Annotated in this window: 21 protein-coding genes; 7 read left to right on the plus strand and 14 right to left on the minus strand. The window is 71.7% G+C overall.

The features are described from left to right. The first annotated feature begins 1 nt into the window (after position 1). On the plus strand, positions 2-814 hold the full coding sequence (locus OG519_RS17345) for a hypothetical protein (protein ID WP_405584389.1): 813 nt from the start codon (positions 2-4) through the stop codon (positions 812-814). 12 nt (positions 815-826) lie between these two features. Here OG519_RS17345 and OG519_RS17350 read toward each other — a convergent pair whose 3' ends face one another. Together OG519_RS17350 and metG are read right to left on the minus strand one after the other, a co-directional pair. Continuing rightward, a complete protein-coding gene (locus tag OG519_RS17350) occupies positions 827-958 on the minus strand; it encodes a hypothetical protein (RefSeq protein ID WP_405584392.1) in 132 nt (43 codons plus the stop codon). A gap of 14 nt (positions 959-972) precedes the next feature. Beyond that, positions 973-2,703 (minus strand): methionine--tRNA ligase, encoded by a 1,731-nt coding sequence (gene metG / locus OG519_RS17355; protein WP_405584395.1) that lies wholly within the window; start codon positions 2,701-2,703, stop codon positions 973-975. A 376-nt stretch (positions 2,704-3,079) separates the two neighbouring features. On the opposite strand from metG, the gene OG519_RS17360 reads away from it, so the two are divergent. Continuing rightward, positions 3,080-3,316 carry a DUF397 domain-containing protein gene (locus tag OG519_RS17360; protein WP_405592796.1) on the plus strand — a complete coding sequence of 79 codons (237 nt, stop codon included), beginning with the start codon at positions 3,080-3,082 and terminating at the stop codon, positions 3,314-3,316. Positions 3,317-3,598: 282 nt separating this feature from the next. Here the strand turns inward: OG519_RS17360 and OG519_RS17365 are convergent, their stop codons facing one another. After that, complete coding sequence (locus OG519_RS17365; RefSeq protein ID WP_405584398.1) at positions 3,599-4,075, minus strand: ATP-binding protein; 477 nt, start codon at positions 4,073-4,075, stop codon at positions 3,599-3,601. A gap of 180 nt (positions 4,076-4,255) precedes the next feature. Here OG519_RS17365 and OG519_RS17370 point away from each other — a divergent pair, with 180 nt between their 5' ends. The 3 genes from OG519_RS17370 (at position 4,256) to OG519_RS17380 (ending at position 7,454) form a co-directional block, all read left to right on the plus strand. Beyond that, complete coding sequence (locus tag OG519_RS17370; protein ID WP_405584401.1) at positions 4,256-5,122, plus strand: helix-turn-helix domain-containing protein; 867 nt, start codon at positions 4,256-4,258, stop codon at positions 5,120-5,122. 97 nt (positions 5,123-5,219) lie between these two features. Further along, on the plus strand, positions 5,220-5,648 hold the full coding sequence (locus OG519_RS17375) for an anti-sigma factor antagonist (RefSeq protein WP_405584404.1): 429 nt from the start codon (positions 5,220-5,222) through the stop codon (positions 5,646-5,648). Between the two features lie 348 nt (positions 5,649-5,996). Next, a complete protein-coding gene (locus tag OG519_RS17380) occupies positions 5,997-7,454 on the plus strand; it encodes an LCP family protein (RefSeq protein WP_405584407.1) in 1,458 nt (485 codons plus the stop codon). A gap of 48 nt (positions 7,455-7,502) precedes the next feature. Here the strand turns inward: OG519_RS17380 and OG519_RS17385 are convergent, their stop codons facing one another. Together OG519_RS17385 and OG519_RS17390 are read right to left on the minus strand one after the other, a co-directional pair. After that, positions 7,503-7,943: a PPOX class F420-dependent oxidoreductase gene (locus OG519_RS17385; protein WP_405584410.1), complete on the minus strand. Its 441-nt coding sequence runs from the start codon at positions 7,941-7,943 to the stop codon at positions 7,503-7,505. A 44-nt stretch (positions 7,944-7,987) separates the two neighbouring features. Further along, on the minus strand, positions 7,988-8,227 hold the full coding sequence (locus tag OG519_RS17390; RefSeq protein WP_405584412.1) for a DUF2277 domain-containing protein: 240 nt from the start codon (positions 8,225-8,227) through the stop codon (positions 7,988-7,990). A 134-nt stretch (positions 8,228-8,361) separates the two neighbouring features. Between OG519_RS17390 and OG519_RS17395 the strand changes: the two genes are divergently transcribed. Next, positions 8,362-9,249: a chitosanase gene (locus OG519_RS17395; protein WP_405584415.1), complete on the plus strand. Its 888-nt coding sequence runs from the start codon at positions 8,362-8,364 to the stop codon at positions 9,247-9,249. A gap of 190 nt (positions 9,250-9,439) precedes the next feature. Next, complete coding sequence (locus OG519_RS17400; protein ID WP_405584417.1) at positions 9,440-9,859, plus strand: RbsD/FucU family protein; 420 nt, start codon at positions 9,440-9,442, stop codon at positions 9,857-9,859. 94 nt (positions 9,860-9,953) lie between these two features. Here the strand turns inward: OG519_RS17400 and OG519_RS17405 are convergent, their stop codons facing one another. The 9 genes from OG519_RS17405 to OG519_RS17445 form a co-directional block, all read right to left on the minus strand. Next, positions 9,954-10,427, minus strand: a complete 474-nt coding sequence (locus tag OG519_RS17405) for a calmodulin-binding protein (RefSeq protein ID WP_405584420.1) — start codon at positions 10,425-10,427, stop codon at positions 9,954-9,956. 186 nt (positions 10,428-10,613) lie between these two features. Then, positions 10,614-11,423 carry a DUF1295 domain-containing protein gene (locus OG519_RS17410; RefSeq protein ID WP_405584423.1) on the minus strand — a complete coding sequence of 270 codons (810 nt, stop codon included), beginning with the start codon at positions 11,421-11,423 and terminating at the stop codon, positions 10,614-10,616. Then, entirely contained in the window at positions 11,420-12,703 is a 1,284-nt protein-coding gene (locus OG519_RS17415; RefSeq protein ID WP_405584426.1) for a class I SAM-dependent methyltransferase, read from the minus strand. Before OG519_RS17415 ends, OG519_RS17410 begins: the two co-directional genes overlap by 4 nt. After that, positions 12,700-13,374, minus strand: a complete 675-nt coding sequence (locus OG519_RS17420; protein ID WP_405592798.1) for a DUF1365 domain-containing protein — start codon at positions 13,372-13,374, stop codon at positions 12,700-12,702. The genes OG519_RS17415 and OG519_RS17420 overlap by 4 nt, the downstream gene beginning before the upstream one ends. 137 nt (positions 13,375-13,511) lie before the next feature. Beyond that, a complete protein-coding gene (locus OG519_RS17425; RefSeq protein ID WP_405584429.1) occupies positions 13,512-14,780 on the minus strand; it encodes an NAD(P)/FAD-dependent oxidoreductase in 1,269 nt (422 codons plus the stop codon). A gap of 217 nt (positions 14,781-14,997) precedes the next feature. Further along, positions 14,998-15,753: an anti-sigma factor domain-containing protein gene (locus tag OG519_RS17430; protein ID WP_405584433.1), complete on the minus strand. Its 756-nt coding sequence runs from the start codon at positions 15,751-15,753 to the stop codon at positions 14,998-15,000. Then, positions 15,750-16,337, minus strand: a complete 588-nt coding sequence (locus OG519_RS17435) for a sigma-70 family RNA polymerase sigma factor (protein ID WP_405584435.1) — start codon at positions 16,335-16,337, stop codon at positions 15,750-15,752. The genes OG519_RS17430 and OG519_RS17435 overlap by 4 nt, the downstream gene beginning before the upstream one ends. A gap of 193 nt (positions 16,338-16,530) precedes the next feature. Then, on the minus strand, positions 16,531-17,193 hold the full coding sequence (locus OG519_RS17440; RefSeq protein ID WP_405584437.1) for a fasciclin domain-containing protein: 663 nt from the start codon (positions 17,191-17,193) through the stop codon (positions 16,531-16,533). Between the two features lie 71 nt (positions 17,194-17,264). Continuing rightward, positions 17,265-19,100, minus strand: a complete 1,836-nt coding sequence (locus tag OG519_RS17445; RefSeq protein WP_405584440.1) for a molybdopterin-dependent oxidoreductase — start codon at positions 19,098-19,100, stop codon at positions 17,265-17,267. Positions 19,101-19,235: the final 135 nt, after the last annotated feature.

Here is a 19,235-nt window from a genome sequence, read left to right on the forward strand (position 1 = left end):
CATGAAAGGCCCGTACGACATGCGCATAGCCCGCCGCGGCGGCACCCTGGCCGCCGCTTCGCTGGTCGCGTCCGCCCTGCTGGTCCTCTCCGGCTGCGCCGGTTCCGCCTCGGGCGCGCGCCCGTCGCGGTTGGCGGCGGAGGGTCCGCTGAGCACGCAGGTCGGCGGCCAGGCGGGGCGTTCGGCGCCGCTGCCGGTGTCCTCGCCGTCGCCGGTGCCGGCCGCGCTACCGGGTGTCGGGGCGCGGACGCTCGCGGAGATCCCGGCCGGCGCGCGGCAGTTGGTCCTGGTCAGTGGCGCGGGCCAGGACTCCCCGAACGCGAAGGTGACGCTCTACCGCTACGACGACACGGCGGGCTGGGTGCCGGCCGGTCCGACCTGGCAGGCGCACAACGCGCTGCACGGCTGGACCGACCACCATCACACCGGTGATCTGCGCTCGCCGATCGGGGTCTTCACGCTCACCGACGGAGGCGGCCGGCTGCCCGACCCGGGCACCAGGCTCACCTACGACCACGCGCCGATCGGTTTCACCGTCAACGGGACCGGCTCACTGGGCGAACCGCTCACCGGGGCCTTCGACTACGTCATCGCCATCAACTACAACCGCAAGCCGGGTACGTCCCCCCGCGACTGGACCCGTCCCCTCGGCGAGTCCCGCGGCGGCGGCATCTGGCTCCACGTCGACCACGGCGGCCCCACCCAGGGCTGCGTCTCGCTGCCGCGCCCCGTGATGAAGTCCCTGCTGCGCACCCTGAACCCGGCCCTCCACCCGGTCATCGTCATGGGCGACGCAGCCGCCCTGGCCCGCTGACCGAACCGGGCCTCAGACCGCCGGCCGGCCCACCGTGCCGTCGGCGGTCACCGCCTCCCACAGGCCCGCGTCCTGCGAGCCGTCCCATTCGTCCCAAGCCGCCGCGTACTCGTCCGGTGCGCCGCGCTCGCCGCTCGTGTGCACGCGGTCAGACCGGGCTACGCGGTCGTGGTCGGGTCGCCGCCGAAGCGGGTGGTGTAAGCGGCGAGGTCGTCGTCGGTGATTTTGGCGAAGAGGACGGGGGGGACGGTGAAGGGGGTGCCGGGGGGGAGGGCGGACAGGGAGCGGGCCTCGTCGGGGGTGACCCAGGGGGCGTCGTCGCCGGGGAGGGCGAAGGCGGACCGCATGGCCGCCGCCGAGGACGGGATGAAGGGCTCGGAGACGATGGCGTAGAGGTGGATGAGGTTCATCGCGGTGCGCAGCGTCAGCGCCGCACCCTCCGGGTCCGTCTTGATCTCCAGCCAGGGGGCCTTCTCCTCCAGGTAGGAGTTGCCCGCGCTCCACAGCGCCCGCAGCGCCTGCGCCGCCTTGCGGAACTGAAGCGTCTCCAGGTGCCCCTCGTACTCCGCGAGCAGCCCGGCGATCTGCTCACCGAGCTTCGCCTCGACCGCTCCGGGCGCCGCACCGGCCGGCACCTCGTCCCCGAACCGCTTGCGCGAGAAGGAGAGCACCCGGTTGACGAAGTTCCCCAGGGTGTCCGCCAGATCCTTGTTCACCGAGGACGTGAACAGCTCCCAGGTGAAGGAGGTGTCGTCCGACTCGGGCGCGTTGGCGATCAGGAAGTAGCGCCAGTAGTCGGCCGGCAGCAGGTCGAGCGCCGCGTCGGTGAAGATGCCGCGCCGCTGCGAGGTGGAGAACTTGCCCCCGTAGTAGTTCAGCCAGTTGAACGCCTTGACGTAGTCGACCTTCTTCCACGGGTCCCGCGTCCCGAGCTGCGTCGCCGGGAACATCACGGTGTGGAAGGGCACGTTGTCCTTGGCCATGAACTGCGTGTAGCGCACGGTGTCGTCCACCTCGTACCACCACGACCGCCAGTCGCGCTCCTCGCCCGCGGGTGCCTCGTCCGACCACTCCTTGGTGGAACCGAGGTACTCGATCGGGGCGTCGAACCAGACGTAGAAGACCTTCCCCGCGGCGGCCAGCTCCGGCCAGGTGTCCGCGGGGACGGGGACGCCCCATTCGAGGTCACGGGTGATCGCCCGGTCCTGAAGCCCCTCGGTGAGCCACTTGCGGGCGATCGAGGACGCCAGGGTCGGCCACTCGGCGCTGTTGGCGTCGATCCACGCCTCGACCTCGTCGGCCAGCTTCGACTGGAGGAGGAAGAGGTGCTTGGTCTCCCGGACCTCCAGGGCGCTGCTGCCGCTGATCGCGGAGCGCGCGTCGATCAGATCGGTCGGGTCGAGCACCCGGGTGCAGTTCTCGCACTGGTCGCCGCGCGCCTTGTCGTATCCGCAGTGCGGGCAGGTGCCGACGATGTACCGGTCGGGCAGGAAACGGTCGTCGGTCAGCGAGAAGACCTGGCGGACCGAGCGCTCCTCGATGAACCCGTTCTCGTTCAGCCGGCGGGCGAACTGCTGGGTGATCTCGCGGTTCTGCGGCGAGGAGCTGCGCCCGAAGTGGTCAAAAGACAGCTCGAACCCGTCGTAAATGGCCCGCTGGGCGTCATGCGCCTGCGCACAGAAGACATCCACCGGCAATCCGGCCTCTTTGGCGGCCAGCTCGGCCGGGGTGCCGTGCTCGTCGGTGGCGCAGATGAAGAGGACGTCATGGCCGCGCCGGCGCAGATACCGGGAGTAGACGTCCGCCGGGAGCATGGACCCCACCATGTTGCCCAGGTGCTTGATCCCGTTGATATAGGGCAGGGCGGAGGTGATGAGGTGACGAGCCATTGCAGGCTGCTCCCAATTCGTAGCGTGGAGTGAGTAATTCCGTGCCGATACAGGCCAACGTATCGACGGGATCGACGGGATCGACGGGCGACGGGATCGACGGGATCGACGGGATCGACGGGATCGACGGGATCGACGGGATCGACCGGTATCGATCGCCAATATCGTATCGGACCGAACGGGGCTATACGCCGCCCCTTTTCGACCTGCGGTTACGCCGTGACTACGCGCAGGTTGCGCGGGCGGCCTGGGCCGCCGGGTCACCCCCCAAGATGACGGCGTGTGACCGCACGTGCGCGTGCACGTGCACATGCACGTGCGCGCGCAACGAGTTATCATCACCGCCAAGACACAAGGCACTTATGGGGAGTGGCTGATGCGCCGGACGCACAATGGAATGGCCGCAGAAGACCTGACAGGAGTCGCCTGGCAGAAGAGTCGGCACAGTAATGCCAATGGCACGTGCATGGAGTTTGCGGCCCTGCCTGACGGCGAGGTCGCGGTGCGCAATTCACGCTTTCCGGACGGCCCGGCCCTGATTTACACCCGGGCGGAGATCGAATCCATGATCATCGGGGTCAAAGCCGGTGAGTTCGACCATCTCATGCCATAACCGGTCGCCGACCGATCGGTTCGATCGGCTGCGATCACTTCCGATGCAGTTTCGCTACTTGCTACTGCTACCACTTCGGCCGCGCGACCGGCGAACCGTCCCCGTAAGAACGGTCCGCCCCCACTGCGCGACCGCACCCCGTCCCTGGCGCGGCGTCCTGCCGCCGCCGCGTCCTGGCGTGGTGCCCCTCGGGCTTGTCCCTCTTTACTGAGAGCCTCACCGACAGCTTCACCGACTGCCGCACGGATCGCTTCACTGACACCCTTGCTGGCGGGCCCTTGACTAACAGTGGCCGCCGGGGGCGAGGAAGAGCGCCCAGACGACCTTGCCGGCGCCGCTCAGCGGGTGCCATCCCCAGTTCTCGCTGAACGAGTCCACGAGGTGGAGCCCGCGGCCCGTCTCCGCGACGAAGTCCGGCTCCTTGGTGACCGGCGCCGCCGTACTCGGGTCGCGCACCGCGCACACCACCCGGGACGTCCAGCGGACCAGGCTCAACCGCACCGGCGCCCCGGTCGCACCGACCGGCACCGCGTAGCGCAGCGCGTTGGTCACCAGCTCCGACGCGACCAGTTCCATGGAGTCCCGCAAGCCGCCGAGGTCCCACCGCTGGAGGGTGCAGCGGGTGAACCGGCGCGCCTCGCGCACCGACTCGAGATGGGCTCGCAGTTCGCAGGTGGCCCCGTTGGCGGCGGCGAGTCGCTCGGGCTCGAGCACGCCCTGCCATAACGGTTCCAGCACGGCTGCGGCCTCTGTCCTCATGCAAGCCCCCGAGGTATCTCCACGTCGTCCATGCTCATGGATCAGGACCCGGGGATGCAAGAGCGTCTGCACGTGCATCTGCAAAGAACAATGCACGTGTCGATGGAGAGTGACCGAACGGGTACTGCGCGCAGTCCATTAGTGGCAGACTGCTGATGAACCAAGGGCGGAGCGTGACCTATGAGCGCAGGACAGCCGGGAGGCGGGTCCATCGTGCGACGGATGCTGCTCGGGGCGCAGTTGAGGCGGCTGCGTGAGTCCCGTGGCATCAGCAGGGAGGACGCGGGCTATTCGATCCGCGCCTCCGAGTCGAAGATCAGCCGCATGGAGCTGGGCAGAGTCAGCTTCAAGGAGCGGGACGTCGCCGACCTGCTGACGCTCTACGGCGTCACCGAGGGCGGCGAGCGGCTCGCCATGCTCGGACTGGTCCGGGAGGCCAACGCGGCCGGCTGGTGGCACGGCTACGGCGAGGTGATGCCGACCTGGTTCCAGACCTATGTGGGTCTTGAGGAGTCCGCCGCGCTCATCCGCACCTTCGAGGTGCAGTTCGTGCACGGCCTTCTGCAGACCGAGGACTACATAAGAGCGGTGATCCGGCTCGGTCACCCCGACGCGGTCGGCTCCTGGGTGGAAAGACGAGTCGGTCTACGTCTGGAGCGGCAGAAGCTCCTCGTATCGGAGCAGGCACCCCACTTCATCGCGGTGATGGACGAAGGCGCCCTGCGCCGGCCGTTCGGCGACCGCGAGGTGATGCGCGGCCAGATCCGGCACATCCTGGAAGCGGCGGAAGCCCCCAATGTCGATGTCCGGGTCCTGCCCTTCGCCACCGGCGGCCACGCGGCGGGCGGCGGCGCCTTCACCCTGCTCAGCTTCCCCGAGTCCGATCTGCCGGACCTGGTCTATCTGGAGCAGCTCACCGGCGCCCTCTACATCGACAAGCACGACGAGGTGGTGGAGTACACCAAGGCGATGGACGCCCTCGACAAGGTCGCGCTGACGCCCACCGATTCGGTGAACTGGCTGGTCGCCTGTCGCGATGAGCTGTGATTTTCATCCTTCCGGGTGAATGAGCACCGCTGATATCCCGGACGGCCTCCCACCCGGTACCGCCGCCCCGCTACGGTAACCGCAGGTCACGCCAGAGGTGACCGACGGGGACGAGGGGGAACACCGGGTGCGCGATCAGGGCGAGCCGCCGGAGCGTGCGCGCAGGCTCGGCGACGCGGTCCCGCCGTCATCCCGCTATGCCCGGACCTACTGGTCGGGGGGATTCATCGTGGTCGAGCTGAGCGGTGAGGTGGACCTCGGCAGCGCCGAACTGGTGGATGTGCACCTGGAGGCCGCCGCGTCCTGGCCGGCCCCGCAGGTGGTGGTGCTCGACCTCGGCGGGCTGGACTTCATCGACTGCTTCGGGCTCTCCCTGCTGGTACGCGCCCGCCGCCGGATCATCGACCGCGGCGGGCGGATCCGGATGGTGTGCGCGCATCAGCCGACCCGCAAACTGCTCGCCCTCACCGGCCTCGACGGTGTCTTCCACCCCGTCCAGACCCTGGGCCAGGCGCTGGAATCCTGAGCGCGCCGGACCTTCCAGCTCGCCTCCGGCCCCCGCTCCCGCTCCCGCTCCCGCGCCCCTCCCGCTTCGGGTCCCGCTTCCGTCCCGCCCCAACTCCCGCTCCGGCGGCGGGTCTCCGGAACCTGCGCCGCCCCTGAGCGCCGCCGGGTGCCGAATTCGTAAATGCCGGAAAGGCTGCTCGTTCCGTCACGCTCCTCACATTCCCTGTCACCCACAAATAGACCGCGTACAGTGGCTTGCCGGGATGTTGCCGGTACATGTGACCGGGGTCATACTTTCCGCCCGAGGCAAGTGGTAAACGTTGGGCTTCGTCGTGTGCGCGCGAGCCACCGGACCGAAGGTTGGGAAATGGGCGTTCGTGGGCTCAAGCGCAAGCGCAGCCGCAAACGCTGGGTCATCGCGATCGTCGCGTCCCTGGCGGTGCTCGCGGTCGGCGCGGCCGGTGCGGTCTATCTGAAGCTCAACTCGAATATCAGTACTTTTGACGCGGCCGGGCTGAGCAAGAACCGCCCGGAGGCCGCGCAGGCGGACGCCAACGGTGACAAGCCGGTCAACCTTCTGCTCATCGGTTCCGACACCCGCTCGGGGGCCAACGGAAAGCTCGGCGGCTCCGCCTCGGGCCCGGTCGGCCGCTCGGACACCACGATCCTTTTGCATGTCTATCCCGATCACCAGCACGCGGTGGGTGTCTCCATACCCCGTGACTCGCTGGTCGACATACCGCCGTGTCTGCTGCCCAACGGCACCTGGTCGCCGGACCAGCCGAGCGCCCAGTTCAACTCGGCGTTCTCGATGGGCGACACCGCCAAGGGCAACCCGGCCTGTACCCAGAACACCGTGGAGAAGCTCTCCGGACTGCGGATCGACCACACCCTGGTGATCGACTTCGCCGGCTTCGCGGCCATGACCTCCGCCGTGCACGGCGTCGACGTCTGCGTGCCGAACGACATCTACCAGGGGGACATGAACCCCAACCTGGGGTACAAGGGCAAGGTCGTGCTCCAGAAGGGCCTGCGGAACCTGTCCGGGCAGCAGGCGCTGGACTACGTGCGGGTACGGCACGGGGTCGGCGACAACTCCGATGTCGGCCGGATGCTGCGGCAGCAGGCGTTCCTGTCCGCGCTGATCGCGAAGGTCAAGGGCGGCGGGATGAGCCTGACCAACATCCTGCCGCTGGCCAGCGCGGTCACCAAGTCGCTGACCGTCGACCCGGCGCTCAACAGCGGTCTGAAGCTGGCCAAGTTCGCGCTCACGATGAAGAACATCGATCTGAAGAACATCCAGTTCATCACCGCGCCCTGGAAGTACGCCGGCGCCCGGATAGACCTGGTCCACCCGGACGTGGACGACCTCTTCGCCGAGCTGCGCGCCGACCGCACGCTGCAAGGCGTCAACGCCTCCGGCAAGCCGAGCACCCCGGCCAAGCCGACCCCCGTGGTCGACGGCACCGGGATAAACGTCAGCGTCTTCAACGGCACCACCACCGACGGCCTGGCCGGCAAGGGCGCCGACGAGCTGGCGGCGAAGCACTTCACGGTCACCGGCACCGCGACCGCCAAGTCGCAGGACCACGCGACGACCAGGATCGAGTACGGCTCCACGGACGCCGTCCAGGCCAAGGCCGTGGCGCAGCTCTTCCCCGGCGCGCAGCTCGTCATGCTGGACATCCCCGGCATCAACGTGGTCCTCGGCCAGGACTTCGCCAAGACCGCCGCGACGGCGCCGCCGAAGCCGCTGCCGACCTCGCTCACCCAGCAGGCGCGCAGCGCGGACGCCAACCCCTGCTCCAAGCTCTCCTACGGGTGAGCCGGCGCTGCCGGCCGCGCCGGCCGGCCGGGTGCTGTCCGGCCGGCGCTATCCGGCCAGCGCTGCGACAGCGGTGACCTTGTCGATCCGGCCGCGGATCAGGTACTCGCCCGGCACGGCGTTGCGGCGGCCGATCTCCGCGGCCTGGTCCTCGCCCATGTAGCGGGCGCCGAGCCGGGTGGCCCAGTACTTCAGCGGCTCCAGGTCCTCGATCAGCTCCGCGGTGCACTCCAGCAGCACGAAGGAGTACGGCGGCTCCTGGTCGTCCACGCACAGCGCGAAGTGCGGGTCCCGGCGGAGCGCCCGGCCCTTGGCGCTGTCGTGCCCGGTGTTGATGATCACCCGGACGTCGCTGGGATCGGTGTCGTCCAGCAGGAACCAGACGGGCGTCACATGCGGCCGCCCGTTCTTGCGGGTGACGCCGAACTTGCCGGTGCGGGTGCCGGCGGACACGAAGGATTGCCACTGCGTGGCGGTCATCTGCTCCATGAACCGCAGGCTAGAGCCTCCCGGCACCCCACCCCGGTAGGCCGCTACGCGGCGGGGTGTCGGGTGGCCGGGCCGGGGGTGCCGCGGACTTGGAGGCCGTCGAGCAGTTCGGCGGTGGCCGCGGCGACCGCCGCCACCGCGGCGTCGAAGACCTCCTGGTTGTGCGCGGCGGGCGCGCGGAAGCCGGAGATCTTGCGGACGTACTGGAGCGCGGCGGCCCTGATGTCCTCGTCGTGGACCTCGGGCGTCATCGGGGCACGGAGGGTCTTGATGCTTCGGCACATACCCCAAGTGTGCTCCGATCACCGGCTTCACCCCAGCCCCTTGGCGAGCGGGCCCGGTGGTGCTTCAATACTCCGCATTGGTTAGGAAGCTTTCCTAACTGGGCAGTTGAGCCTCCCCCTGAACGGAGACGCACATGCAGCCTTCCCCCCACCGCGCCATCCACCGCCCGCGCGCCACCCGGCGGATAGCCCTCATCACCGCCGCCGGTGTGCTCGCCGCTGGCGGCGCCTCGCTCGCGCTGGCCACTCCCGGTGTCGCCGTCCCGGTGAGCCCCGCCGCCGCGGTCCAGCCGAAGGACGCCGCGGCCGGGCTGGCCGACTCGCACAAGAAGGAGATCGCGATGGAGCTGGTCAGCTCCGCCGAGAACTCCTCGCTCGACTGGAAGGCCCAGTACAAGTACATCGAGGACATCGGTGACGGCCGCGGCTACACCGCCGGCATCATCGGCTTCTGTTCCGGCACCGGCGACATGCTGGAACTCGTCCAGCACTACCAGGACCTGAAGCCCGGCAATGTCCTCGCCAAATACCTGCCGGCGCTGGAGGCGGTGAACGGCACCGACTCGCACTCCGGGCTCGGCACCGCCTTCGTCAACGACTGGAAGACCGCCGCCAAGGACACCGTCTTCCAGCAGGCGCAGAACGACGAGCGCGACAGCGTGTACTTCAACCCCTCGGTCAACCAGGCCAAGTCCGACGGTGTCGGCACGCTCGGCCAGTTCATCTACTACGACGCCATCGTGATGCACGGCCCCGGCAGCGACCCGGTGAGCTTCGGCGGCATCCGCAAGACCGCGATGAAGAAGGCCAAGACCCCGGCCCAGGGCGGCAACGAGACCACGTACCTCAACGCCTTCCTCGACGCCCGCAAGGCCGCGATGAAGACCGAGGACGCGCACGACGACACCAGCAGGGTCGACACCGAGCAGCGGGTCTTCCTCCAGGCGGGCAACCTCAACCTCGACCCGCCGCTGAAGTGGAAGACCTACGGCGACTCCTACCAGATCCTCACCCTGCCGTAGCCGCCGCGCGGACCCCAGCTTGACGCGGACCCCAGCTTGACGCGGGCCGCCCCTTCACCCGGGCCACGCCTGACGCGAGCCGCGCCTTTACGCGGACGACGTCCGGTCTCTACGCTTCCGCTGATCCGTAGAGATCGGACGTCTCGCGATGCCGCGGGGGTCCGGGTGCCGTTGCGAGGAGACCACGTCAATGCTGCGTTACCGGTTGACCCACCCGACGATCCTGGCCGCGCTCGCCTCGGCGGGCCACGGCTCCCGGGTGCTGATCAGCGACGGCCACTATCCGCACACCACCGGCGCCCACCCGGCCGCCGAGCGGGTCTATCTCAACCTCGCCCCCGACCGGCTGCTCGTCACCGAGGTGCTCGACGCGCTGGTGGACGCGATCGCGATCGAGGCCGCCGCGGTGATGACCCCTCCGGCCGACCAGCCCGAGCCGCCGGTCTTCGCGGACTTCCGGGCCGCGCTGCCCGGTGTCGCCCTCGACGGCCTGGACCGCTTCGCCTTCTACGACACCGCCCGCCGCGCCGACACCGCCCTCGTCATCGCCACCGGCGACCGCCGCACCTACGCCAACCTGCTGCTGACCATCGGCGTGCGCGCCGACTGAACCGGCGGCCGGATCAGTCGGCGGGACGGACGGCCCGGCGACTCCGGTCACCTGGCGACTTGGATCGCCCGGCGACTTCGGATCAGTCATCGGATCAGTCGGGGGTGACCTCGTTGATCAGGCGGCCCGTCCAAGGGCACCAGTACAGACCGGGCAGGAAGGGGCCGCCGGCCTCGTCGAGATGGTCCTCGACATAGCTGGTCGTCGCGTCGCAGACCTCGATGGCCATGTCGGCGAAGGCGATGGTGTCCGGGTTGAAGTGGAAGCTCCACTGCGGGTTGTACGGGGCCGGCCGCTTCACGATCCGGCCGATGACGATCTTGCGCTCGCCCTCCCGGATGATCTCCCGTGCCTCCGCGATGGTCGCGTGGTTGGTGATCTCGATGATGAAGTGCGAGCCCTGGACGTCGCGCAGGGTGAAGTAGGCGGGCCTGTCGGCGGCGGTGACCGCGGTGACCGCGGTGGCCGCGGCCGGCGCCGCGACCGCGCCCGCGGTCGACTGGGTGGCGGTGCAGGCGAGCAGCGCGACCGCTGCGAGCGTGCCGAGTTTGCTGAGGATGCGGCGCATGCGTGTGACTCCGGGAGTTCGCGTGTGCGGGACCTGACGGACGGCACGCCCGCCGCGAGAACGCCCGCGACGAGGTGTCACTACGGAAAGTAGCGCCTCGCACACGCTCTGTGAAATCCTTTGCCCGCAGATCCCAACGATCGGGTGAATCGGCGGCCGGGTCCGCGCCGTCCCGCAGTTCCCCCCTCAGGCCCCGCGGCGCGGCGGCAGCGGGAAGAACCCGCTGGTACGGGCCTTGTAGGCGGTGAACCCCGGCCGGTCGGCCATGTGCTGCTCCAGCAGCCGCTTGCCGCTTCCCAGGGTGAGGAGGAAGGACATGAGCAGCGGGGAGACCAGTGACACGACAACGGACTGCCAGGCGCCGCACGCCATCAGGAACAGGCCCCACCACACCAGGAAGTCGCCGAAGTAGTTGGGGTGCCGGGTCCAGGACCACAGGCCGCGGTCCATGATCCGCCCGTGGTTCGCCGGGTCGGACGTGAAGCGGACGAGCTGCCGGTCGCCGACCGCCTCGAAGACCAGCCCGGCCGCCCACACCGCGGCCCCCGCCCGGGCGGCGGTGTCGATCGGGCCGCGGATGTAGCAGGCGGCCTGCACGGGCAGCGAGATCAGCCACACCAGGGCGCCCTGCCGCAGATAGACCACCCGCAGCGCGTAGCTGGCGCGGTGGCCGTGCGGGGCCTTGTCGAGCATCCGCTTGTAGCGCGGGTCCTCGCCGCGCCCGCGCCCCCGGTAGCCGATGTGGGTGGCCAGCCGCAGCCCCCACACCAGGGTGGCCAGCAGCACCAGCAGCCGTCGTCCGTCGTCGCCGTGCCCGGCCGAGACGCCGTACGAGACCGCGGCGACCGCGGCGAAGGCCAGTCCCCAGGCGATGTCCACCACCCGGTGCAGGCTCCTGGCCACGCCGACCGCGAAGGCCACCAGCATGACGACCAGCGCGGCGCCGGCCGCGCAGCCCAGGTTGACCGCGAAGGCGGCCCACGGGTAGCCGCTCACGCGCCGGCCGCCCGCGTCAGCAGCACCTGGCGTACGTCCAGGTAGCCCGAGCGGAAGCCGGCCTCCGAGTAGGCCAGGTAGAACTCCCACAGCCGCTGGAACGTCCGGTCGAAACCGAGCGCGGACACCTCGGCCGACCGGGCGGTGAACCGCTCCCGCCACAGCCGCAGCGTCTCGGCGTAGTGCGCGGCGAAACCGTCGTCCCGGATGACCCGCAGGCCGGAGCCGGCCGCGGTGTCGGCGATCGCCTCCCGCGAGGGCAGGGCGCCGCCGGGGAAGACGTACTTGTGGATCCAGGTGTAGGTGTCGCGGGTGGCGAGCATGCGGGCGTGCGGCATGGTGATGGCCTGGAGCGCGATCCGGCCGCCGGGCGCGGCGAGCCGGGCCAGCGAGCCGAAGTAGACCGGCCAGAACTCGGCGCCGACCGCCTCGATCATCTCGACGCTCAGTACCGCGTCGAAGCGGCCGCGCACATCGCGGTAGTCGAGCAGGTCGACGCCGACCCGCTCGCCGAGCCCGGCCGCCGCGATCCGGGCCAGCGCCAGCTCGCGCTGTTCGCGGGAGAGGGTGACGGTCCTGACCCGGGCGCCGCGCCGGGCCGCGCGCAGCGCCAGTTCGCCCCAGCCGGTGCCGATCTCCAGCACCCGGGTGCCCTCGCCGACGCCGGCCAGGTCGAGCAGCCGGTCGATCTTGCGCCCTTGAGCCGCGCCGAGCGCGTCCGGGTCGGCCGGCAGGGCGGGGAAGAGCGCCGACGAGTAGGTCATGGTGTCGTCGAGGAAGAGCGCGAACAGCTCGTTGGACAGGTCGTAGTGGCGCTGGATGTTCCGCGCGGCGCCGTCGCGGGTGTTGCGTTCGGTACGCGGCAGCCGCCGGGCCCACATACCCCGCAGCCGTTGCAGTCCCGGCGGGACGAGATCGCCCACCTGGGCGGCGAGCACCGTGAGGACCCCGACCAGGTCGTCAGCGTCCCACTCCCCCGCCATGTAGGACTCGCCGAAGCCGATCAGCCCGTCGGCGCCGATCCGCCGGTGGAAGGCGGCCGGGTCGCGCAGCCGCAGCACCGGCCCGGCGGCGCCGGTCTCCGTGCCGTCCGGCAGCCGTACCCGCAGCGGCAGCCGGCTCAGCGCCTGCCGCACGATCAGCCGGGCGACGGCGGTGCGCGCCGCCGAGCCGCGCGGCAGCCGGGCCACGTCGGGCCAGGCGGCGGGGTCCACCTGGGCACGGTCCGTGGCGCCGCGGACGGCCGCCGCCGCGGTCAGGTCCGAGAGGAGTCCGCTCACTTCATTCCCTCCTGCGGGTGATGGCGGGGCCTGGGCCGTACCGGCAGGCCCCGCAGATACAGCCGGATGCCGTGCAGCCGGATGGTGGCCGCGACCACCATCGTCGCCGCGGGATGCCGTACCGCCATGGCGAGCAGCCGGCCCGGCGTGGCGGGCCGCCGGGCGCCGCGTACGGTCGCGGTGAACGGCACGCCGTCCGCCCGCCGCAGCCGTACGGTCAGCGCCAGCCGGTCGCCGGGTTCCGGCAGCCGCATCTCGTAGGAGCCGTCGACCGGGAAGAACGGCGAGACGTAGAACTCCTTGGGCACCTCGGTACGCCCCTGCGGGTCGGTCCGCAGCAGATAGCAGTGGCGCTCGCCGAAGGTGTTGTGCACCTCGGCGACGACATAGGCGAGGGCGCCGTCCGGGTGGTGGCACCAGAACACCGACAGCGGGTTGAAGACGTAGCCGAGCACCCGCGCGTTGGCGAGCATCACCACCCTGCCCCCGGGCGGCGGCAGTCCCTGGCCGGCCAGATAGCGGTCGAGTCCGGCCCGCAGCGTCGGCGCGGTGCCGGCGAAGTGGTCGCGGGGGTCGAAGCGGGCCAGCGGGCGCAGCGCGCGGGGCAGCGCCGGCAGCCGGTCGACGTCCACCAGCCACAGATAGGTGCGCAGCCGGAAGGAGTGCCGCAGCGGCCGGGTGCGGGCGTGCGCGACGACACACGCGTAGAGCCCGGGGGCGTGGCCCGGGCCGTACGGAGCACGATCCGGCTCGCCGGGACCCGGCCCGTACGGAGCCGGGGTGTCCGGGGCGGCGCCGGTCGCGGGGGTCACCAGCGCACCCCGAGCGCCGCCGCCGCCTCGACCCCGGAGCGGCAGCCGTCCTCGTGGAAGCCCCAGCCGTGATAGGCGCCTGCGTACGCGGTGACGTCGGTGTTCAGCGCGGGCAGCAGCCGCTGGGCCGCGACGGACTCCGGGGTGTGGATCGGGTGCTCGTACACCATCCGGGCCAGCACCCGCTCGGGGTCGACCCGGTCGGCGCCGTTGAGGGTCACCACATAGCGCTCGCCGGTGTCGAGCCGTTGCAGCCGGTTGAGGTCGTAGGAGACCCGGACGCCCTCGGCGGTGGTCGCGCAGGACGGCATCAGGTAGTTCCAGGACGCGCGGGCCCGCGGGGCGGAGGGCAGCAGCGAGGTGTCCCCGTGCAGCACCGTGGGGTTGCGGGAGTAGCCGAAGGCGCCGAGCACCTGGCGCTCGGCGGCGGTGGGGTCGGCGAGGACGCGCAGCGCCTGGTCGGGGTGGACGGCGAGCACCACCGCGTCGAAAGTCCGCGAGGTGCCGTCCTGGGTCGTCACCTCCGCGCCGAGATCGCCACGGCGCACCGCCCGGACCGGGGTGGCGGTGTGCACCGCGGAGAGCCGCTTGCCGACCCGCTGGACGTACTCGACCGAGCCGCCGGTGACGGTCCGCCAGCGCGGGGAGCCGGTGACCGAGAGCATCCCGTGGTGCTGGAGGAAGCGGAAGAGGTACGTGGCCGGGTAGACCATCGCGGTCGTGGGGGCGCAGGACCAGACGGCGGAGACCAGCGGAGTGAGGAAGTGCGAGCTGAAGTACCGCGACCAGCGGTGCTCGGCGACGAAGGCGCCGAGCGTACGGGTGTCCTGGGCGTACGGGTCCGCGGCCAGGGCCGCCCGGGCGGCGCGGTGGAAGGCCGGGATCTCCGCCAGCATCCGCAGGTAACGGGGGCTCAGCGCGCTGCCGGGCCGGGCGAAGAGCCCGGCGGCGCCGCGGGCGCCCGCGTACTGGAGGCCGCAGCCCTCGCACCGCACCGACATGCTCATCTCCGCGTCCTGGGTGGCCACGCCCAGTTCGGCGAAGAGCCGCAGCAGGTTCGGGTAGGTGCGTTCGTTGTGCACGATGAAGCCGGAGTCCACCCGGGTGGTCCGGCCGTCGGCCCCGGCCAGGTCATGGGTGTGCGCGTGGCCGCCGAGCCGGTCGTCCGCCTCGTACAGCGCGACGTCGTACACCCGCTGGAGCACATGGGCGGCGGTCAGGCCCGCCACCCCGCCGCCCACCACGGCCACTTGTCGCCGCTCCACCGCACGCTCCTTCTCGCCGCCGCTGCTCGCCGCCGCTTCTCGCGTCCGCCGCCGGGTGCTCCCGGCGGCGGTTCTGCCTCGGTGTCAGGGATTCGGCGCCGTGGCCGGATCGGATGGGTGGGCCGGATGGGTGAGAGCCGGTGCGGGCGGGTGATCTTGGGCACATCGGACGGGTGAGCCGGGCGCCCAGGGGCGGGCGCCCGGGGCGGGCGGGATCTCAGAGGGGTACGACGACCAGCGGGGAGCCGCTGGGTGTGTCCGAGCCGCCGTGCGGTTCCACCGTGACGCCCACCCCGACGGCGCCGTTCGGGTGCCCTTGGAGCAGCAGCGAACCGGACGGGTCCTTCGTGTCGACCAGACCCGCGGGCACCATCACGTCGTCACGGCTGTACCAGAGCTCGTAGACGCGCGAGCCGGGCAGGGGCGGCAGGTCGCGGTAGAGGATCGCGGCCGCTCCCAGGCGGGTGGAGGAGACCACGGTCGCGGACCCGCCGCCGGTCAGCGCCCCGGTGTGGAAGGCCGCGTCCGGCGCCGCGGCCAGCGCGCTCACCACCCGCGCCCGCTGCTCGGCCACCACACCCCGGTCCCGCTGGGTGTCCGCGTCCCGGCGGGCCTCCACGGCCACTCCGGTGGCGACCGCGGCGGCCACCAGGCAGGCCGCGGCGGCGAGATACGGCAGCCGGTGCCGCCACCGCCGGTCGCGCAGCGACACGACACGGCCGCGCGCCCCGGCGGGCACCGGCGGCAGTTGCCGTACCTCCGGCAGCGCCGCCATCACCCGGACCCGCAGCGCGGCCGGCGGCACCTCGGCCACCGCGAGCGCCAGCCGGGCCGCCGTCTCCCGGAACTCCCGCACCTCCTGCGCGCACGCCGCACAGCGCGTCAGGTGGCCCCGGAAGTCCGCCGCCTCCCGCTCGGGGAGCGCGCCGACCGCGTAGGCGCCGGTCAGTGTGTGCAGGTCGGCGATGGTCATGAAGTCACCCCCAGGCAGTCGCGGAGCCGGATCAGTCCGTCCCGCAGTCGGGTCTTGACGGTGCCGAGCGCCACGCCCAGCACCTCGGCGGTCTCCCGGTACGTGTAGCCGCGGTAGTAGGCGAGGGTCACCGACTCGTGCTGCAACTCGGTGAGCTGGCCGAGGCAGCGGCGTACCTGCTCGCGCTCCAGGCGCCGCTCGACCTGCTCGGTGACCTCGTCGAAAGCGGGGCTGTGGTCCCGCAGCCCCGCGGTGTGCTCCCGGTCGGCGGCGGCCTGCGCCGAGCGCACCCGGTCGATGGCCCGGCGATGGGCCATCGTCATGATCCAGGCCATGGCGCTGCCCTGCGCCGCGTCGAACCGGGCGGCCTGGCGCCAGACCTCGATCAGCACCTCCTGCGCCACCTCCTCCGACTGGGCGGGGTCCCGCACCACCCGGCGCACCAGGCCCAGCACCGAGCCGGCCACCGCCGTGTAGAGGCTCTCGAAGGCGCCCTGGTCGCCCAGGGCGACCCGCTCCAGCAGCGACTCCAGCGCCCCTGTCGGGGACGCGGGCGCCGGGCTGTTCTCTGCTGTCACGCGCATCGACACCTCCGGGACTGTCACGCGGTCTACGGTGATTCGGCGCCGCGCGACGTCCGGATGGGTGGGACTTTGGCAGCTCTTCCGATTCTCTCCCGATCTTTCCCGCCCGGCTTCCCGGGGCGGGCGGGGGATGGCGGGGGACGGCGAAGGGGATGGGAGCCGGCCGGGAGCAGCCAGGGAGCAGCCGGGTCGGTTAGGCCGGGGGCATCAGGACCGTGTCGATGATCTGGACGGTCGCGTTGGAGGTGGTCACATTGCCGCAGACGATGTTGGCGACGTTGTTCACCTTGTACGACTCGCCGGAGCCCGAAGTGGTCAGCTTGCCCTTCTCCAGGGTGGTGTAGCTGCCGTTGGCCAGGCCGTCGGGCGCCGTCACCGGCTCGCCGACCACGTGGTACGTCAGGATCTTGGTGAGCATCGCCTTGTCCGCGAGCACCTTGGCCAGGGTGGCCTTCGGGAGCTTGGCGAAGGCGTCGTTGGTCGGCGCGAACACCGTGATGTGCTGCGCGCTGTTGAGGGTGTCGACGAGTCCGGCCTTCTTCACCGCGGTGACCAGCGTGGACAGCGCCGGGTTGTTGGAGGCCGCCGTGGCCACCGGGTCCTTCGACATGCCGTCGAAGCTGCCGGCGCCGCTCTTCGGCACACCTGCGCAGCCGGGCCCGAAGGGCTGGTCCATCGCGGCGGCCGAGGAGGGCATCGCGCTCGTGGCGGGAGCGGTGGTACTCGGCATGCCCGACGCCGACGGCGCCGAGGCGGCCGAGCCCTTGCTGTCACTGGAACACGCGGTGAGCGCGAGCGGCAGGACGGCGGCGGCGCTTACGGTGACGGCGATCCGGCGGACGGTGAGAGTGTTCACGGTTGCTCCTTCGGGGTTGGTCAGTGGTGGGCTAAGGGGTTGGGAGGTGGGTCAGGGGGGCGGGCCGCGCGTCAGTCCACGCTGACCACCACCGAGTGCCAGCCGGTGGCGCCGTCCGGCACGGTGCCGACGCGGTGCTCGGTCTGGGTGACGCCGTCCCGGTCGGTCGCGCGGACCTCAAGACGGTGGGGGCCGGAGGTGGCCTGCCACGGCCACATCCATTGCCGCCAGGTGTCCGTGGTGTCCTCAGCGGCGAGCCGGGCGGTCTGCCACGCGCCGCCGTCCACCCGCACCTCGACCCGGTCGATGCCGCGGTGCTGCGCCCAGGCCACCCCGGCCACCGGCACCAGGCCGGGCTTCGGGTTGCCGAACGGCTTGGGCGTGTCGATCCGCGACTCGGTCTTGATCGGCGCCTGCCGGGACCAGCTCCGCCGGACCCAGTAGGCGTCGTACGCGGCAAAGGTGGTCAGCTCCAGCTCGCGCAGCCACTTGCAGGCGGACACATAGCCGTAGAGACCGGGGATCAGCACGCGGACCGGGAAGCCGTGGGCGAAGGGGAGCGGCTGTCCGTTCATCCCGAGGGCGAGCATCGCGTCCCGGCCGTCGAACACGGTCTCGACCGGGGAGCCGATGGTCATGCCGTCCACCGAGTGCGCCACGAGCTGGTCGGCGGGTCCGCCCCTGGAGGGGGCGACCACCCCCGCCTCCCGGAGCAGATCGGCGAGGCGGACGCCGATCCAGCGGGCGTTGCCGACGTAGGGGCCGCCGACCTCGTTCGACACGCAGGTCAGGGTGATGTCGCGCTCGATCAGCTCGCGGCGCAGCAGGTCGGCGTAGCTGAACGTCAACTCCCGCTTGACGCCGAGGCCGTGCAGCCGCAGGCGCCAGGTGGTGGCGTCGATCCGGGGGACGGCGAGGGCGGTGTCGACCCGGTAGAAGTCGGCGGTGGGCGTGAGGAACGGCTTGATGCCGGGGACCCGGAGCTGGGCGCCGGCCGGGACCGCCGCCGCCGGGGAGGCGGGCCTCGGCAATATGACGCCGCTACGGGACGCGACGGCCGCCGCGCCGCGCCGCTCCCCAAGCTTCCGCCCGAGCAGGCCGGCTCCGCCGGAGGCGGCAGCGGCGGCGCTCGCGGCGATCAGGAAGCCGCGCCGGTCGAAGGAGGGCCCTGGCCGGGGGCCGGGGGCCGGGGCTTGCCGGGGCGCCGACCCGGTCTGCCCCGGGATCGCCGGTGGCTCGCCTTCCGGGCCCGGCCCCTCGGCCGGTGCGGTGTCGCCGTCGGACGGCGCCCCGGGCTCGGCGGTTGGGTCGGCCGATTCGTCAGCCGATTCGTCAGCCGCGGGGCCGGCCGCTTCGTCGGCTGTGGGACCGGCTGTGGGACCGGCCACCCCGGCCGGCACCGGGGCCGCCGCGTCGGGGACCCGGGTCTCGCCGACCTGGGTCCCGACGCCGTCGCCGCGCTGTCGGTCGGCCAGGGCGAGCCGGGCGGTGAGCAGCCACAGCACGGCCACTCCGGCCACGGCTCCGGCCAGCGAGGGGAGGACGTCGAGCCGGTGGCGGTCGGGCCGGCTCCAGGCGGCGAGCGCGCCGACCAGGCCGAAGGCGAGCACTCCCGCGCAGCCGGTCCGGCGGAAGTACAGCGCGAGCACGCCGAGGGCGAGGGCGAAGAGGGTGAGGATCGCCACGATGCCGAGTTGGAGGAACAGTTTGTCGTTGGTGCCGAAGTGGCGGACCGCGTAGTCCTTCAAGGACACCGGTGTGCGGTCGATCACCACCCCGCCGACCACGGTGACCGGACTCGCGGCCGGCCGCACCGCCCCCGCGACCAGCTCCGCCACGCCCAGTGAGGCCGCCGCCGCGAGCAGCCCCGCCAGCGCCCCGAACCCGACCCGTACGCCCCGCGCCACCAGACGTCCGGCGCCGCCGGTCGGACCGGCACCGGCCCCCGGGCCAGCGCCCGGGCTCGCCTCGAACACGCCGCTCGGCGCCGCGGCTGGGGCGCCAGGAGGGCGCTGGGGCGCGGGGGGCTGGAGCGCATCAGG

The sequence above is a fragment of the Streptomyces sp. NBC_01190 genome (genome assembly GCF_045039895.1).
GTDB lineage: Bacteria > Actinomycetota > Actinomycetes > Streptomycetales > Streptomycetaceae > Actinacidiphila.